Raw genomic sequence first — 17,628 nt, 5'->3', positions numbered from 1 at the left:
ATCAAAATTTACTTAAGCTGTTCTACCATCCTTCTATCCACTTTATAAGTAAACTCTACTTCCACTGTTTTTCCTGAAGATATGTGCACACGAAATTCCAATTCATTTGATTGCTTTAGCTCGTAATCATGGCTAGAGGACTCCATTTCCCACATTTGTTCAAATACCTCGTGCTTAACATCCACTCGGACGTGCTCTGATTTCCGGTTATGCACTTGGTACATATAAGTAATGCAGTCAAAGTGGCCGCTTCGAACACGCTGTTTTTCCCAACTTTCACTAACAATGTCGAAGGCTCGACCTATCGTCAAAGATATTTTTTGTTGCACCGCTGTATTTTTGAAAGTGTCCTCACCACTAAATTCCATTTCTCCATTCTTATCTTGGTGATATACTTTTAAAATTCCTTGAGGCAATGGAATCCCTAGCTTGTTAGTCTCTAAGTTATCAAATTCAATGACAACTTTCGCCTGATTGCTGTGTGCATCTACTTTATATAATTTCCGAAAAACAACTTTCATTATGTTCAAGAAACTGATTTGTTTTGTTTGTTTGTTTGAAATAGTCACTGGACGATCCACGCTATACACATGTGCATCAGCTAAACTATATTCATGAAAACTAGGTGCTGACTCTCCTTCTGAAAACACTTTGGACTGGGCAAATAATGGCTCAGTGTTTATATACCGATTTACTTTTCCTGCAGCCAGCTTAAGCCGACTGATCGAAAAGGACATACCGCTAGTATTGGTAAGTTGAAACCATCCAGTAAGGTCCAATGTAGAGCCATTTACTTTTGCAACATAGTTTGCTCGCCATTCGATTCCTTGAGTCAAATAAGAAATCCCCACTTCAGAATCTGATTCATTAGACTTGATTTGGCAAACTAATGCTGGTCTCGTTAACAAGCCTTCAGGTAGCGCTGGGAAAACCAATTGTCCACTTGGATCAAGAATGATTTCTCCTGTATCCATTCGCTCACCAATGATATGGTCAGAACTACTTAGCAATCGAACCTCCACTGAGTTGTTTAACTTTTCATTTTTCACCATTATGATTTCATCAATATACTTTTCTAACAATATTGCTTTACTGACCAAGTCAGATGTATAACTTTGTTCCAATACATGAAGTCCTTCTACCAAAATAGAACCTACTTCAATTTTGGGCGAGAGGTTCATAAATTGGATTTCCGTCACTTCTTTGTTCGTTGGGACGGCTCTTATTTCCTTGACCAACCCAAATCCATCATTATAAACGGTTAAACTTTGAGACCTTAAATGTTGGTGTGTTGATTGGAATTCCATTCAAATCCCCCCTTATTTATCGATCAAAATAAGATTTCAAATAAGCCACAGTCTCTAGCCGACATTGTTCTGTTAAAGGAGATTTTTTTTCATGCACTAAATCCCCGTACAACAAATCTCCTAAAAACCGAAGTTCTTCTTGATAACGTTTATTTGTTTGTGGATCATAAACTTCCACTTTCAAATAAATCGCTGTTTGTTGTTCTATAAAATCCGTAACAGCAATTTGGCATTTCATATTCGTTCCTCCTATAGAGTCCAGCTATACTGGCAGCTTCATGCCGCCCAGTCTTATTCCCTATATTCTACCATCTATTTTCATGACACGCCTTATTTTACTGATTGTTCAATTACATTAAAAAGAATATATTAGCAGGAATATAGTGACGCAATTTATGTCGGTTAGTAGAAAAAAAGAGGTGTCGGAATTGACTCATCCCTACACCTCTTTTATACGAACTTGGTGTTAATTCCAAGCTTTTTTATTTAAAATAAACCAACTGCCTGTCCACTTTCAGTGACATCCATACTTAAAGCGGCGGGCTTTTTAGGAAGACCTGGCATAGTCATAATATCACCCGTCAAGCACACCAAAAATCCGGCACCTAATTTCGGCATAATCTCTCGAATGGTAATAGTAAATCCTTTTGGACGTCCTAATAATTTAGGCTGATCCGATAATGAATATTGCGTTTTCGCCATACAAATCGGCAAGGAATCCCAGCCGAACTTTTTCAATTCAACAAGCTGCTTTTGGGCAAGATCAGACAATTGAATATCTGCTCCTCCATACACTTTTTGAACGATTGTCCGAAGTTTGTCTTCGATTGAATCTTCTTCTTTGTAAAGAAGTTGGAAGTTTTTCGGCCGCTGCAGTTCTTGCTTTACAAGTTTAGCTAAAACGAGTCCACCTTGCCCGCCTTTTTCCCACACTTCTGTTAAAGCAATCGCCACACCTTGTTGTTGTGCCCACTCTAATACTGTCGCTAATTCTTCTTCACTATCCCCAGCAAAGCGATTTAACGCGACGACTGGTTCAATCCCAAATTGTTGAATGGTGTCCACATGTTTCGCCAAATTGACCATTCCCCGTTTTACAGCATCCGCATTGGCCTCTTTTAACTGATCTTTCGCTACGCCGCCATGCATTTTAAGCGCTCGGACAGTAGCTACGATGACAACTGCATCAGGATTGAAATCTCCTTTTCTCGACTTGATGTGCATAAACTTCTCGGCACCCAAATCGGCACCGAATCCCGCTTCTGTTACCACGATATCCGCTACCCGTCTTGCTGTATTTGTCGCAATTAGCGAATTACAGCCATGCGCAATATTCGCAAATGGCCCACCATGAATGATTGCAGGCGTTCCTTCAATGGTTTGAACTAAATTTGGTTTGAAAGCTTCTTTTAGCAATAACGTTAATGCGCCTTCTGCTTCGAGGTCTCTAACTGTAACTGGCTCTCTGTCGTATGTGTAGCCAATAACCATTTGTGCTAACCGCTCTTTCAAATCAGGTAGAGACGTCGCTAAACATAGTACAGCCATGATTTCTGAGGCCACAGTAATATCAAAACCGTCCTGACGCGGAATCCCTTGTCCCGGACCGCCTAAGCCAATCGTTACTTGACGCAGTGCACGGTCATTCATATCCAACACCCGTTTCCAAGTAATGCGTCGTGGATCAATGTTCAAAACATTGTTTTGATGCAAATGATTGTCGATTAAAGCCGCTAACGCATTATTTGCTGAAGTAATGGCATGAATATCGCCTGTAAAATGCAAATTGATGTCTTCCATTGGCAAGACTTGTGCAAAGCCACCGCCTGTCGCGCCGCCTTTCACACCCATAACTGGACCTAACGATGGTTCACGAAGAGCTACCGCAACTGATTCTTTCAATTGCTTAAACGCATCAGCTAACCCTACAGTAACAGTAGATTTCCCTTCCCCTGCAGGAGTCGGACTAATCGCTGTGACTAACACCACTTGTCCTAACTTTTGAACAGGCGGCAATTGATCTACATTGATTTTCGCTTTAAAGTTTCCGTATAATTCCAAAGCATCTTTTGTAATGCCAGCCTGTTCTGCAATTTCTAGAATCGGTTGTATAGTCGCTGCGCTCGCAATCGATAAATCCGTAAAAGCCATGAGTAAAATCCCAACTTTCATTTTTTTATTTAGTATAACCTGTTTTTTATTAAAAATCAGTGCTCGCTTGTTAGAGCCTTGTAAATAGAATATTAAAACCGCATATCCCCAATAATCGTTAGCTCCGGAAAATCTTCTTCGATTACGATTAGCAACCCATTCTCTTCTAAGTGATCATACAGCTCTTCTTCATCAACCTTACGAATCGCTTCCAAGCCTTCATACAGTTCATGAAATTTCATGATGTATTTTTTTTGATCCCCTTTTGTCAGGATATAAACATCAAACGGTTCGTACCTTTTCACATTAGCCAATTGCTGATACTCCACTATTGAAGCGGGATCCAATTTATCAAAATGCGTATAAAGGAACATTTCAGAACGTCTCTCCTGCGCTGAGATAAAACTCATTTTCCCATGATGGCGATTGATAAAGCGTTCGGACAGAGATTGGTGAAAAGAAATCGTCTCCCACTCCACTCGATTGCTGTATTTTTCAATAAAGCGTTCGGATAGGGTTTGATGACGTGTAACTAACGTCCAGTCGACTTGATGAGCATGCCGATAAATTAATGGCATCGGTAAATGCTGATAACGACTAAGCTCTGTCCAATCTAATTTATCCTGATGTTTTTCGATAAACATAGGTGATAAGCCTTTTGCATTTGCTAATTGCTGCTTTTTTGAAACAAGCTGCCAATAATATGTTGCATCAAATGGTCGACTTTCTTTTTCAAATGTCTTTTGCTGTTTTTTACTCAACTCTTCAATCGCAACTGGCTGCCATTTCTCTTTATTGGCATACTTCTCGATAAAACTTTCCGATAACTTTTGCGTTTGAATCACTTCATCCCAGTACAAACGATTTTTGTATTTCCGAATAAAGTTTTCCGATAATTCTTGATGACCAGAGATTAACTTCCAATTTACTTGGTCTATATTTTCTTTAATAAATTGCTCAGTCAATTGCTCTTCTTGACAAATTTGGTTCCACGGAATCGAACGTTTGTCTTTCAAGTTTTTTGCTTCCATTAATTCAGTCAAAGAATTGAACATATAAACCACTCTCTCTTTACATTTCTTTATTGTTTATACTAACATGCTTGCAAATGAAAAACTTATTATAGGCAAAGAGAATCCCTCGCTCTTCTGAGCAAGGGATTCTCTTTGTGGTACTACTTTTTCTTTTGAACAATCGCTACTGTGCACCTCGACACACAAATCAACTTTTCTTCTTCATCAACGATTTTCACATCCCAAACCATCGTGGTTCTTCCTTTATGCAAGGGGGTACCGATCGCCGTCACTATTCCATCCCGTTTGCCCCGTAGATGATTGGCATTAATTTCGAGACCTACTGCTATTTCGTTTTCTTGATCGATTAAATTCCAAGTCCCAAAACTTGCAACGGTTTCCGCTAATACGACGGATGCCCCTCCATGTAGTTGACCAAAAACTTGGTGCGTAGGACCGTGCACTGGCATGGTAGCCATGGCTTTATCTGAAGTCATTTCACCTAATTCGATTCCTAGTAGGCCAATAATGGTCTCATTCATTGGCTTCATTTCCACGTCAACATTCTCCTTCTTCCGCACAACCTTAGTTTCCTTCATTTTCTTTTGGTTTTTTATCTGCGTATAGTTCACGTAACAAGAATTTCTGTATTTTGCCACTGGCGTTACGTGGTAATTCCTCAACAAAATAGTACGTTCTAGGGCGTTTAAATCGTGCTAAATTCTCGTTGTTCAGACAATATTCTTCTAATTGATCCTCCGTCAACAACTCATTTTTTACCACGATAAATGCCATTACCGATTCTCCCCATTTCTCATCAGGGATACCTAATACCGCAACATCTTGAACAAGTTCATGTCCATGAAGGGCATCTTCTACTTCACGAGGATAAATATTTTCTCCACCGCTAATAATCATGTCATCGACTCGATCGGATACATACAAATAACCTTCTTCATCCATATAACCTAAGTCACTAGTATGATACCAACCTTTATACATCACACGAGCTGTAGCTTGTGGTCGATGGAAATAACCCAACATCATACTTGGACCTCGAACAATAATTTCTCCTACTTCAAATGGGTCTACTTGATCATCTGGTTCTGAAGGTCCATGGTCTTGTGGACGAACAATTCGAATTTCATGATTAAAAGCAGGTTTTCCAGCAGACCCTGCTTTAGTTAACTGTTCATCTTCAGCTAAAAAAGTAATCGCTGGTCCCATCTCCGTTTGACCATACGCCTGAATTAGCTCAACGCCAAGCACTTCTTTAACTCGCTTTACGAGAACAGGTGCCATGGGAGCTGCTCCATATAGTCCACGTTGCAAGGTCTTCACTTTCGAATTCGCCCCGTCCACCTCTGTCATCATGCTCCACATTGTTGGTACTGCGAACATGACGGTCACCTTTTCCTTTTCAACCGTATCGACCGTTGCTTGAGGATCGAATTGATGCATGATAATACTTGAAGCACCAGCTTGAACACGTGGAATGATGCAACAATGCAATTCCGCACAATGGAACATTGGCGCAATTACTAAACCTACATCTTTTTTCGTATATTTCAACATCGCAATACACGTCATACTTTGTTCTGCCATATTGCGATGAGAATGGATAACGCCTTTTGGTCGGCCAGTCGTTCCACTCGTATACATGATGGCGTATATATCTGTTTCATCTACTTCTACAAAAGGATCTGTCGCTATGGCTGCATTAACTCGTTCCTGGTAACTCACTGCATAATCAGGCACCTCTTCGTCTATAAACCAAAATTGAATACTTGGAAATTGCCCAGCTATTTTTCCGACTGTATCTTTTAATGCTTCTTCAAAAAGGACAATTTCGGGTGTTGCATCATCTAGTATATAACTCAGTTCTTCAGGCTTTAAGCGGAAGTTGATTGGATTGAAAACAGCTCCAATTTTTGCACAAGCAAATAGGGCAGTAGGCAGTTCACTATTATTGAAAAGAAAGCTTGAAACACGGTCACCTTTGCAAACACCTGCTGTAATAAGCGCATTCGCTAAACGATGAACCTCCTCACTCCATTGTGAATAGGTCCATCTCTTCTCTCTTCTCATATCAACTAGCGCTTCTTTGTTCGGATACATACTAACTGTCTGATCAAAGATCTTCCCAAGTGTTGCGTACATTCTTTGCTCCGCCTCCTTCTAATTTGTCCACATTATATCCCTTCATAATGTCAGAAAAAAGGTAATATTGCAACAATTTTAAGTTCTACATACCCGCTAAAAACGTCCTCTAAAAAAAGACTTTCACCTATCCCACATAAAATAAACAATAATTTAATATAAACTATTAACTTTTATTAAAAATTCCCGATATAGTATTTGTGAGATTATAAAGTCCTTTAATTTTCCATATATTTGTTACTAACAATATTTTGATTACCATTTTCATTACTTTCATCTTTGTAACACAATTGTAATATTGAAACTTATTGCCTATATTGTATTAATTATATAGAATTAAGTAACTCGAAAAGAACAGACCAAAGTATTTATAAAATAAATGAAAAAAAGGGGTTTGAGGATGAAAAAGATTATTTTCACATTATTTGCAGCTACAGCATTGTCAATGGCTATCGGAACTTCAAACACAGAGGCAAGTACTTATACAGTTAAATCGGGAGATACGTTATGGAAGATCGCATCTAGCAATAACATTTCGGTTAATCAGCTTCTTTCGTGGAACAACTTATCATCAAATTCTATTTATCCAAACCAAACAATTAAAGTTTCAGCCGCTTCAACAACGGTTGCTGCTCCAGCAAAACCTACTGTTTCTAGCACACCGGTAAGTTCGGCAAATACATATACCGTCAAGTCAGGAGATACGTTGTCACGTATTGCTCGACTTCACAGCACGAGCGTTAGTTCAATTCAACAGTTGAATAAGCTTTCTGGAAGCAACATCTTCCCTGGTCAAAAGCTAACCGTTAGCGGAAAAGTAGTTGTTACTACCCCGACAACTACTGTTAAAGTTCCAGCAGCTGCACCTACTGTTTCGAGTACAAGTACGTATCGCGTAGTAAGCGGTGATACACTAACGAACATCGCTAAACGCCATAATACATCTGTTTCACAATTAATGAGCTTAAATGGTTTAAAATCTAGCTCAATTCGCATCGGACAAGTTTTAAAAGTTGATGGCAAGTCAGCCTCTAGTTCATTAGTAACTGTTTCAAATCCATTGGTCACTCCTCCTGTCAATTCTGGAGCGATTTCTACATTAGTAACATCCGCAAGTTCTTTTCTTGGGACACCGTACAAATGGGGCGGCTCTGCACCAGGTGGATTTGATTGCAGTGGTTATATTTACTATGTTTACAATCAAGCCGGCTTCAGCGTTCCAAGAACGAACACAACAGGCTTTTATGCACTATCTTCACCAGTTAGTTCTCCTGAAGTTGGTGACTTGGTATTCTTTAAAGATACGTACCGCCCAGGAATCTCACATATGGGAATTTTCATCGGGAACAATAGCTTTATCCATGCTGGTGGTGACCGCGTTCAAATTACAAGTTTGAATGATAAATATTGGGGTTCAAAATTCGATAGTTACAAACGTTTAAACGTCATGAAATAAAAAATACGCAATACCAAAAACCAGCAGCCTAGAATTTATCTAGACTGCTGGTTTTTCGTTTTTTAGTTGCCAATATAGATAGGAGCAAAATTCTATTCCTACATCTCTTTGCCTCTGCTAGATGAGTGTTTTTTTATTTTTCATCTCTTTCGGCTAAATTATTTACAATAATCTTTGCAAAATCAGCACCATTTTGAATGCACGCGCCAATTCCCACTCCAAAGTACGAAGAGCCTGCGAGTTTAATACGCGGAACCATTGCTTCCATTTTCAACTCCAATGCATTAATCGCATTTTTATGCGCCATATGATAATTGGGCATCAAATCTTTCCATCCTGTCACTTCTGCAGTTAATGGCATGTCTTCAATCCCCAAACTCTTCTGGATATCACTCATGGCCACTTTCACCAATTCTTCTTCAGATAAATCTTTCAACTGACCGTATGATGGGTGTGAGCTTTTATAAAATAACCGCACCAATAACTTTTGATTTTCAGATGTATGTTGCCATTTACGACTTGTCCATGTACATGCATTACAATGCAGATCGCTTTCTTGCGATACGATAAAACCTGTACCGTCTTCTGGCAAACGATTGTCTGGAATATCATATCCAAGGTAAACACTGATTAATGAAGAGTTCAAGAACTGATCAAATTCTGCGTCTAATTCTGGTAAGTTGAGTAAGGTTTGTGCCACTTGATGAGGCGTCGCCATAATTACGTAATCAGCTTTTAATGCTTCACCATTTTCAAGCTCTACAAGGTAGCCGGCTTTGTCTTTTTGGATAGCCGTCGTTCCGATCCCTTTGATGATTCGAGCTGGCGCTAGTTTGCTTTCTAACGTATCAATCAGCACTTCCATCCCTTCATCAAAAGAAATGAACTTTTTATTTGCTGCTCCTTGGAAAAATTCTTTGTTTGCTTCAAAACCTTTGATAATACTGCCGTATTTGTTTTTATAGTCAACTAAATAAGGTAAGGTCGATGATAAGGTTAACTCATAAAGATTCCCTGAATAGACGCCAGATAGCACTGGCGCAATTTGGTTTTCAACCAACTCTTTGCCTAAAAAAGCTTCTAGAAATTCACCAATTGAACTATCCCGTGTATAGTTTTCGTTCGAGCTAGTAAAATCTTTTAACGCTGCCTGCTTTCCTTCTTCTGAAACAAGCGTTGAACTAAATAATGCTTCTTTGCTCATTGGAATACCAAAGACACTGTCTTTTGGAATCGCATGCAGTACATTATTCGCATACAAATAAGAAATTCCTGTCCCGTTATAAACCATTCGCTCTTTTAACCCCAACTCTTCGATGAGCGGCATAACACTGGCATGACGTGCAACAATGGAGTCTGCCCCGACTTCCATAATGAACTCTTCTTTCTTTACTGTCTTAATTTTGCCTCCCAACTGATGCGAACGCTCCACCAAAACCAACTCTAGTCCAAGGTTCTCCTGTATGTTTAACTTTTGCAAATAATACATGGCGGAAAGACCCGTAATGCCTCCCCCAATGACTACAATTTTCTTCAATCTGATCCACTCCTTGCCTATGTGTCTATTCTACCAATATTTCTGACGGACTACATTGTTCTTTTTGTCCGTTTTAATACGCTTTGTTGCTTTGTCATGGTAGGATAAAAAATAAGTACTCGTAATTTTTATGCGAAAAGGAGAGCTGTTTACTGATGAACCTTATTGACCAGAATATCATGGAAAGACGCTCAATTAAGAAGTTTAAAGTTGACGCCGTCAGTACCGAAGAAATTATTGAACTGTTAAATGTCGCCAAATGGGCACCTAACCATAAAGTGAACGAACCTTGGCGTTTCCAACTCTATACTGGTGCTGGCAAAGAAAAATTTGTTCAAGCTTTTCTTGAAGCTATGAAAACAGCTGATGGAGAAACGCCTGCAAAAGCATTGAACAAAGCGGATTATTTCCGCAGCATCCCGCTTCACTTAGTCGTAATCATGCCTGAAGATCCGAGACAAAGAAGATGGGATGAAGATTACGGCGCCATTTCTTCGATGCTTCAAAATTTCCAACTCGCTGCCTGGGAACGTGGCATTGGTATGATTTGGCGTTCTAACGACTGGATATATAACCCTGTGTTCCGCGAAGCTATCGGCGTCCAACCAGGAGAAAAAATTGTTGCGACGATGATGATTGGCTACCCTGCTCACATCCCAGCAAAACAAGAACGTACTGATATTCGTGAAAAGTTGACGATTATTAGTGAATAAGAAAGAACTTTAAAAACGTCTTGTCCGACCATTCGACTGGTTAGACAAGACGTTTTTCTATAGAAACTATACTGCTTTTTTAGTTAACGCAGTCATCGCGCCCATTGCTCCAGAAAACTCTCCGTTATCAGGAAACACCGGAATAGAACCTCGTAAAATGGTGTAACTTGTTACAACTTCTTTGAGTAGCGGATTATCGATAAATGAAGAACCAATATAAACAATAGTAGAACTTCTGCATTGGCGAGCTGCTTGGACACTTACTGTGCTAACCGTTTCACCTACAAGCCCTATTACTGCCGCTAACAACTCTTCTTTCGTCACACCATCTGAAATCGCAAACAAATTCTGACCAAAATTACTAGCTGTTAACTCTCCTGAAATAGGTGGCTCTTTATCTTCGTATATATCTTTCACTTTCAAATCGAGGCGATCGCGCGATCCACGGCTTGCCAACTCTACAATTTCGTCATACCGGGTAACTCCAGTCAATAAGTGACTTAACCCAACTAACGTACCGCCGCCAACACCCGTACCGCCTAATCGCTCTTGCATATTATCTTGTATACAATGAATGGACGTTCCAGTTCCAACGTTTGTCACCAAATACGCATCTTCTAAAGTTCCAGCTTTCTCGAGTAGAACTTGGACCCCAAGATGCGTAGCTTCAAATTCTACCATCTCTTGTGCTGGTTGATCGAGTAACGAAACGAGAACTCCCGACCTTCCTCCTGTTACACAAACTTTGCAGTCAACTAGATTATTTACCCAGTCGGCAACTTGCTCGATTTCAGCAATTGGATACTTTTCAAAATGGACCTCCCCTTTTTTGGTATAAGCCACTTTGATCAATGTACCGCCTGCATCTATTCCGACAATCATTTCCGCACCTGCTCTTTCTCACATTTAAAAAAATGCCAGATAATTTATACATATATGATAAAATTCTACCATACTCGTTTATATTATGGGAGTTGTTTAACGATTAGCAAACCTCAAGGAGCTATTCCTTCTATTTGATAGGTTAATTAGAGAAGTTTAACGGGTATAGCATATTCAAGACATCTATAAAATAGAGGAGGAAATCGCATGGACTCTGCAACATGGCTATACATAGCACTGGGCATCTTTTTAGCAGGGCTGATTATAGCAATCATTGGCGTTGTTCTACTAATAGTAGGGATGAAAGAACCAATGAAGGAAATAAAAGGTTCCGCAAACAAACTGAAAGAACGTGCAGATAAACTTCAATTAGAAGCAGCCAACTTGTCTCATCATGCTAATGAACTAAAAGAAGATATTCAAATGAAAACCGAAAAAGTTACTGTGCTAATTGATGCTGCAAAAGGGACAATGAATTCAGTCATTGACTTGAACGCTTCTGTTCGCGCCATCACAAAGAACATCGCTTCGAGAGTCGATCACGACCGAGAAAACATTGCACAAGTTAATGAATGGAGTAACGGTGCCGTTAAGCTACTCACACTATGGGAAAACCAAAGACGTACCGAGAGCAATCGTCCTACGTACACTTCACCATCTCTACGTAACGAAAAACAGTATTAGCCCATAAAAGGCAGCCTAGACGGCTGCCTTTTTGCGTTCTTCTATTTAAAAAGCGATTATTGTTCTAAAGCGTCATTATTTTTGAATGTTTACTTGATGTGGGAATGGAATTTCAATTCCATTTGCATCAAGCGCTTCTTTAATGGCTTTGCGCAATTGCCGTTCTACCGCCCATTGCTCGCCATTTTCTGCTCTTGCGATGACGCGCAATGTAACGTCTGATGCACCAAATGCTTGCACACCAATAACATCAGGTCCATCGACAATTCCGATATCTTTTGATGCCATTTGCGTACAAGCTTCTTGTATAACCGCCATTGCTTCGTCGATATTCTCATCATAAGAAATACCAATATCCACAAGCGCACGCATATTGCCTCGCGAGTGATTGCTGACAGTTAAGATGTCTCGGTTCGGAATATAATTTAACGTGCCGTCAAAGCTCCGCAGTTTCGTTGTTCTTAAACCCACAGCTTCAACAATGCCATCAATGCTTCCTACGGTTACATAATCGTTCACATCAAGCTGTTTTTCTAGTAGTAAAAAGAAACCTGTAACGACGTCACTCACTAATCCTTGTGCCCCAAAGCCAATTGCCAATCCGATAATCCCAGCACCCGCAATCAAACTTGCTACAGATAACCCAAATATATTAAAAACTGTCGTGACTAGGACAAAAATTAAAATATAAGAAAAAATATTTTCTGACAAGCTTTGAAGTGTTAAGGCGCGACCTTTCGTAACATCTTCTTTCACCAATAACCTCTCGAAAAATCGGTTGATTAATTTTTTTCCAATTGCCCTTACGATAAGAAAAGCAATTAACACGCCGATTATTTGCGCTACTATCACTCCTGCACCAATCAGGAGCACTTCCCATTCGAAATTTCCTAAGTCTAACAAAAAATCATCCTTTCCATTTCTGATAGAACAACGTAATAAATTTTAGTTGCCACAATCACTTTCAATATTCCCTTTCCTTTATAACACACATGTTCTAGTGATTTCATTTCTTAACATCGCTTTCGGATTTTTTCTACTTTTAAAGAACTTACATTTTTCATTTTTTCAAAACTCATATCTTTCTCGCATTTTCATAAAAAATGAAATGGAAATATTTTAAAGTTTTTAAAATTGATTGAAAGGGAATAAGAAAGTTACAACCTGAACTTACCTCACCTATAGAAAGATGATGATTCTATTGCATACACATGTTAATACTTTTTTATCGATTGACCCAGGGATAAATAAATCGATATTAAATTCACTGAGAGATCCTATCTGCTTAATCGATTCTACTGGAACTATCTGTTTTACCAATGAAGAATGGCATCAGTTTGAGGTTCAAAATGGGGAGAGTTTTTCGAACTATGAGATCGGCACAAATTATTTTCAGCATTTTGAAAAAGAACCTGCTGTTCAACAAGGGGTACAAGCCGTCTTATCTGGGGAAACCGATTGCTTTGACTTCGAATACTTTTGTGATTCAACTTCCACCAGTAGGTGGTTTTTGATACAAGCAACTCCTCTTCAAGCAAATGCATCAGCTATTGAAGGTGTGGTCATTCGGCATGTAGATATCACAAAACAAAAGCTGACAGAACTACAACTAAAAGAATATGCCGAAAAAGATTCTTTAACTTCTCTTTTTAATAGACGCTATTTTCAGGAACAATTAAAAAAAGAAGTCCACTATGCCATTCAAAAGAACGTACCTATTTCATTGTTATACATTGATACCGACAATTTCAAAGACATCAATGATACTTATGGACATCCTGCTGGTGACCAAGTGTTAAAAGAGTTAGCTCGTCAAATTACGGAGACCACGAGATCTTCTGATACTGTAGCGCGTATTGGAGGAGACGAATTTGCTGTACTGTTCCCTAACACCAGTAAGGTAGAATTAGAATGTATAGCTAATAGGTTAAGTCAAGAAATCCAACAATTGAAAATCCAAGGACAACACAGTCAAATTGACGTTACTGTATCAATTGGGGGGAAAAGTTTTACAAGTGATTTGTCTCTTAATTGTATGGTTGAATGGGTAGATGATGCATTGTATTTAGCAAAAGATAAAGGCAAAAACCAAGTCGTTATCGCGTAAAATTGTCCTTTTAGATTAAGAATAAACAATTTCTAAACAAGTATATATTAAACGAACCCCAATTGATTTCACTTTTAAAGTGGTAATCAGTCGGGGTTCTTCTGTACCTTCCCTTTATTTTCAACATGAATAAATTTATTTCTTCTTCAATAGACGGAATCCAAAAAATCCGATAACCGCAACTGCTAAAATAAGTAGGATAGTGACGAGCAGATTGCCACCTTCGTCTTCAGTGGTTTCTGTCGCTTGAGCAGTCTGTTCTTCTGTAACCGTTGCTTCTTCAACAACGGGCTCTTCTACAGTTTCAACTACAGACTCTTCTTCTACTGGCTCCTCTTCAACAACTTCAACCGCTAACTCAAAAGGAATTTCTCCTTCAATCAGGTGACCATCTACTCCGATGATTGTCCATTGAATCGTATACATGCCATTCGGTAACTCTTCTTTTATAGCTCCCGTCATGGCTTCACTTGAAAGCGTGATTTCTTCAAAATCATAAGTCACTCCTTCACTTTCCAATGTTAATGTACTTCCTTGTTCAATAACTGTCCCAAAGGTCAAGACTACTTCTTCTAAAGTCTCCGTGACGACAGAACCTTCTGCAGGTGTCGATGAGGACAATGTCGTATGTGCTTGTCCCACTACCGGCAATGCAAAAATAGCTAAGATCAATAAAATCATTATTTTTTTCATGCGGTTCATCTCCATTTCTGTTTTGATTTTACAGTAGTTCTAGTTGTATTCTTCTTTATATTGTTGCTATATCCAAAACTTTTACCTATTTTAGAGATTTTGACACAATACAGTAAAAAATAAAACATAATAAATTGGAAAATAGCTACTGAATCTTTTGTCGTTCAGTTTTTAGCCAAACAAAAAGCTAGCCAAGAGGGCTAGCTTTTTTGTTATCCCTTTAATTACTGTTTGCGTGTACGTACTGCTACTACCGTTGTCAATGTAGCTAACATCAAGCCTACAAGAACCCACAAGATTGGGAATGAGTTTTGATCGGCCATGCCGCCCATGCCTGTTTTTGGCATTTCAGATGGCATTTCCGTTGCGTTAAATTGATCTGGGAATTGATCGACGATGGCCGCTGACAAGCCGGCTGCTGGCATTTGCATATGTGCATACGCTTCGCGAATTGAGCTGTACGCTGCGTCAAAGTCGCCTGCTACGTACGAATCAAATGCGCCTAGTAGTTGCCCAACATGGGCAGTTAAGCCTTCTTCAAGTGCATCCGCTGGTACGCGTCCTTCAGTTGCTGCGTCTAAGAATGCCGCTTGGTCTAGGATATACTGATCCAGCTCCGCACGGGCTTGTTCTTGTCCTTCTTTGTTGCCTTCACCGGTTGCTGTTACGTAATCCACAAAGTAGCCAATGTGTGACTTCCATGTTTCTTCAAATTGTGCACCGGCTTCTTCGCCGTAAACGGATCCAACTGCCGCTGACAAGTCATCGGCGTTCGCGAGTAACGCGCCCGCTGCTTGGTCAAAGCTTTCCGCGCCATCGGCACCGTCTTGCATGGCCATCACGGCAAGTCCAGCGTGTTCAGTGAACGTTTGGTTTAACGTGGCACGCAAATCAATCGCTGGTGTATCGGCACTTGTGTTGTCAAATTTGTCTGGGAACTGTGTTGTGATCGCAATGGACAAGCTTTCTGCGAACATGCTCATGTGGTGAATTGCTTCACGCTCAAGTGAGTATGCTGTTTCAAAATCGCCGGCTACGTATGCGTCAAACGCGTTGATCAACTGATCAACGTGCATGTCCAATCCTTCTTGAACCGCTGCCGCTGGCAGTAAGCCGCCTGTTGCCGAGTCAAAGAATTTCGATTGTTCGACTTTGTATTTTTCCAGTTCCGCTAACGCTTGGTCTTTGCCTTCTTGGTTGTCTTCAGCGGTAGCTGTTACGTAATCGACGAAATAGCCAATGTGTGACTTCCATACTTCGTCAAATTGCGCAGCGCCTTCGTCGCCGTAAACCGAACCAACTGCGGCAGATAAGTCATCGGCGTTCGCAAGTAACGCGCCCGCTGCTTGGTCAAAATCTTCTGCGCCGTCGACGCCTTTACGCATTGCTTCGATTGCAAGGAACGCATGCTCCGTTAAAGTTGTATCCAGTGCAATGCGCAATTCCCCTGCAGGTGTTGCGGTCGCCATTTCCATAGATGCTTCACTCGCTGTAGAATGGCCTCCGTGGCTGTCGGCAAGTGCCGCCGTTGGTACCAATAATGCTAGACTAAGTGGTACGGCTAAAAGTACTTTGTTTAATTTCATCTAAAATCGCTCCCTTTTTTTCTTTTTTTTTTTCGTTATACAGGCATAACGCAACGGGTTTTCTTTTAGATCACTTTTTTTGAAATTAAATTGAATTTATTATTTTATATTGATTAAGCGCTATTAAAAATTACCAATAAAAAAACCGAATGCCTCGTGAGCACCCGGTTCTTCTTCATCCTAGTCATGTATCTAAAAGTTGTTGCCTATTAGATGTGTGGCTTTTGCAATTTAAAATTTTCTTACGTCCAGTTTTTCATCTGTGTTATACGCTTGATTGATCACTTTAACTAATTGTTCAATCTTATTCAATATGTCTAGTGCTAATAATCCGTTTCCTTCTGCGGTTTTTGGATAACCAATAGACATGGTTCGCCGAACGAGTTGCGCATACAACTCAGCCTCTGTCAGTTCACGAGCAAACTCTTTTTCTGCAATGTTCTTAATCAGCGCTAATGCGCCTGAAACATGCGGTGTCGCCATTGAAGTTCCTGAAAAGCTCGCGTACTTGCCTCCTGGAAAGGTTGAATAAATATCAACTCCCGGAGCGACTAAATCGATTTCATCATTCGTATTGCTGAAAGTGGCAATCCGACGATTAAAATCCGCAGCCCCTACTTGAATCACTTCTCCGTAAGCTCCCGGATAAGCGTATTCATTTGTATCGTATTTATTGTCTCCTTCGTTACCAGCTGCACACACTACTGGAATTCCTGCATCTACTGCCCGTTTCACTACTGCATGCAACTCTTCCACATCTTCCGGACCTCCCAAAGACATGGAAATGACATGGACATGCTCGCCATTTGGCCCTCTCCAATCAATTGCATACTGAATCCCGTCGATAATTCCTTGATAGTCTCCACTGCCTTCACCGGACAACACCTTTAAAATAAGTAGCTGAGCTTCTGGAGCCACACCTGCTATGCCTCCGCTTTCTCGATAAGAAGCAGCAACAGTTCCTGCAACATGTGTACCATGACCATTGTTATCGTCAAAATTTGTTGGATCTCCATCGTAATCAGGCGTGAAGTTTTTGCCATCTACAATTCGACCTTCTAAATCAGGGTGATCAGGCTGGCATCCTGTATCTAATATCGCGATGATTTTCCCTCTTCCTCTTTCTGCCCACCGCCATATTTCCGGCGCTTGAATCATCCTTACGCCTCGAGGAATCTGTGGTGCTTGATCGGCGATTTCTTCTACTCGGTAAGGAATTAACTTTAGATTTGCCATTTAACTCGCTCCCTTTAGTTTCCGATTTTGTTCTTACTGTCCTAATTCGGCGTAGTTTCGTTGAATCCTTTTTTCTGCCATTTGAAAAACCCGATGCATGTTT

General features: G+C 40.1%; 16 protein-coding genes. 4 read left to right on the top strand and 12 right to left on the bottom strand.

All coding sequences use genetic code 11. The annotated features are described in order from the left end of the window. Positions 1-8 precede the first annotated feature (8 nt). The 6 genes from BCM40_RS01685 to BCM40_RS01660 form a co-directional block, all read right to left on the bottom strand. The gene (locus BCM40_RS01685) at positions 9-1,307 is read right to left on the bottom strand and encodes a DUF4139 domain-containing protein (RefSeq protein ID WP_065527438.1); all 1,299 of its coding nucleotides are present in this window, start codon (positions 1,305-1,307) and stop codon (positions 9-11) included. A gap of 16 nt (positions 1,308-1,323) precedes the next feature. After that, positions 1,324-1,545, bottom strand: coding sequence for a hypothetical protein (locus BCM40_RS01680; protein WP_065527439.1), 222 nt, complete (start codon positions 1,543-1,545; stop codon positions 1,324-1,326). Positions 1,546-1,793: 248 nt separating this feature from the next. Next, positions 1,794-3,458, bottom strand: a complete 1,665-nt coding sequence (locus BCM40_RS01675) for a formate--tetrahydrofolate ligase (RefSeq protein ID WP_065527440.1) — start codon at positions 3,456-3,458, stop codon at positions 1,794-1,796. A gap of 92 nt (positions 3,459-3,550) precedes the next feature. Beyond that, positions 3,551-4,513 carry a hypothetical protein gene (locus tag BCM40_RS01670; protein ID WP_065527441.1) on the bottom strand — a complete coding sequence of 321 codons (963 nt, stop codon included), beginning with the start codon at positions 4,511-4,513 and terminating at the stop codon, positions 3,551-3,553. A 119-nt stretch (positions 4,514-4,632) separates the two neighbouring features. Continuing rightward, on the bottom strand, positions 4,633-5,022 hold the full coding sequence (locus BCM40_RS01665) for a hotdog fold thioesterase (protein WP_420330056.1): 390 nt from the start codon (positions 5,020-5,022) through the stop codon (positions 4,633-4,635). 34 nt (positions 5,023-5,056) lie between these two features. Then, a complete protein-coding gene (locus BCM40_RS01660; RefSeq protein WP_065527443.1) occupies positions 5,057-6,631 on the bottom strand; it encodes a fatty acid--CoA ligase in 1,575 nt (524 codons plus the stop codon). Positions 6,632-7,031: 400 nt separating this feature from the next. Here BCM40_RS01660 and BCM40_RS01655 point away from each other — a divergent pair, with 400 nt between their 5' ends. After that, on the top strand, positions 7,032-8,087 hold the full coding sequence (locus BCM40_RS01655) for a C40 family peptidase (protein WP_065527444.1): 1,056 nt from the start codon (positions 7,032-7,034) through the stop codon (positions 8,085-8,087). 133 nt (positions 8,088-8,220) lie between these two features. Here BCM40_RS01655 and BCM40_RS01650 read toward each other — a convergent pair whose 3' ends face one another. Beyond that, positions 8,221-9,624, bottom strand: a complete 1,404-nt coding sequence (locus BCM40_RS01650; RefSeq protein WP_065527445.1) for a protoporphyrinogen oxidase — start codon at positions 9,622-9,624, stop codon at positions 8,221-8,223. Positions 9,625-9,779: 155 nt separating this feature from the next. Here BCM40_RS01650 and BCM40_RS01645 point away from each other — a divergent pair, with 155 nt between their 5' ends. Continuing rightward, a complete protein-coding gene (locus tag BCM40_RS01645; protein ID WP_065527446.1) occupies positions 9,780-10,337 on the top strand; it encodes a nitroreductase family protein in 558 nt (185 codons plus the stop codon). A 66-nt stretch (positions 10,338-10,403) separates the two neighbouring features. On the opposite strand, the gene coaW is transcribed toward BCM40_RS01645, so the two are convergent. After that, the gene (gene coaW / locus BCM40_RS01640; RefSeq protein ID WP_065527447.1) at positions 10,404-11,219 is read right to left on the bottom strand and encodes a type II pantothenate kinase; all 816 of its coding nucleotides are present in this window, start codon (positions 11,217-11,219) and stop codon (positions 10,404-10,406) included. A gap of 207 nt (positions 11,220-11,426) precedes the next feature. Here coaW and BCM40_RS01635 point away from each other — a divergent pair, with 207 nt between their 5' ends. After that, positions 11,427-11,903, top strand: coding sequence for a DUF948 domain-containing protein (locus BCM40_RS01635; protein ID WP_065527448.1), 477 nt, complete (start codon positions 11,427-11,429; stop codon positions 11,901-11,903). Positions 11,904-11,978: 75 nt separating this feature from the next. Here BCM40_RS01635 and BCM40_RS01630 read toward each other — a convergent pair whose 3' ends face one another. Then, positions 11,979-12,806 (bottom strand): mechanosensitive ion channel family protein, encoded by an 828-nt coding sequence (locus BCM40_RS01630; RefSeq protein ID WP_065527449.1) that lies wholly within the window; start codon positions 12,804-12,806, stop codon positions 11,979-11,981. Positions 12,807-13,104: 298 nt separating this feature from the next. Between BCM40_RS01630 and BCM40_RS01625 the strand changes: the two genes are divergently transcribed. After that, positions 13,105-14,010, top strand: coding sequence for a sensor domain-containing diguanylate cyclase (locus BCM40_RS01625; protein WP_238323741.1), 906 nt, complete (start codon positions 13,105-13,107; stop codon positions 14,008-14,010). A 135-nt stretch (positions 14,011-14,145) separates the two neighbouring features. On the opposite strand, the gene BCM40_RS01620 is transcribed toward BCM40_RS01625, so the two are convergent. The 3 genes from BCM40_RS01620 to BCM40_RS01610 all read right to left on the bottom strand — a co-directional run bounded on the left by BCM40_RS01620 (position 14,146) and on the right by BCM40_RS01610 (position 17,525). Further along, positions 14,146-14,703, bottom strand: a complete 558-nt coding sequence (locus BCM40_RS01620; RefSeq protein WP_065527450.1) for a copper resistance CopC family protein — start codon at positions 14,701-14,703, stop codon at positions 14,146-14,148. 224 nt (positions 14,704-14,927) lie between these two features. Continuing rightward, positions 14,928-16,289, bottom strand: coding sequence for a copper amine oxidase (locus BCM40_RS01615; protein ID WP_065527451.1), 1,362 nt, complete (start codon positions 16,287-16,289; stop codon positions 14,928-14,930). Positions 16,290-16,520: 231 nt separating this feature from the next. Continuing rightward, a complete protein-coding gene (locus BCM40_RS01610; RefSeq protein ID WP_065527452.1) occupies positions 16,521-17,525 on the bottom strand; it encodes a S8 family peptidase in 1,005 nt (334 codons plus the stop codon). Positions 17,526-17,628 lie beyond the last annotated feature (103 nt).

The sequence above is a fragment of the Planococcus donghaensis genome, assembly GCF_001687665.2.
GTDB classification, from domain to species: Bacteria; Bacillota; Bacilli; order Bacillales_A; family Planococcaceae; genus Planococcus; species Planococcus donghaensis.
Note: the sequence above shows the minus strand (reverse complement) of the source record. Positions and strands in the feature narration are given on the sequence as shown.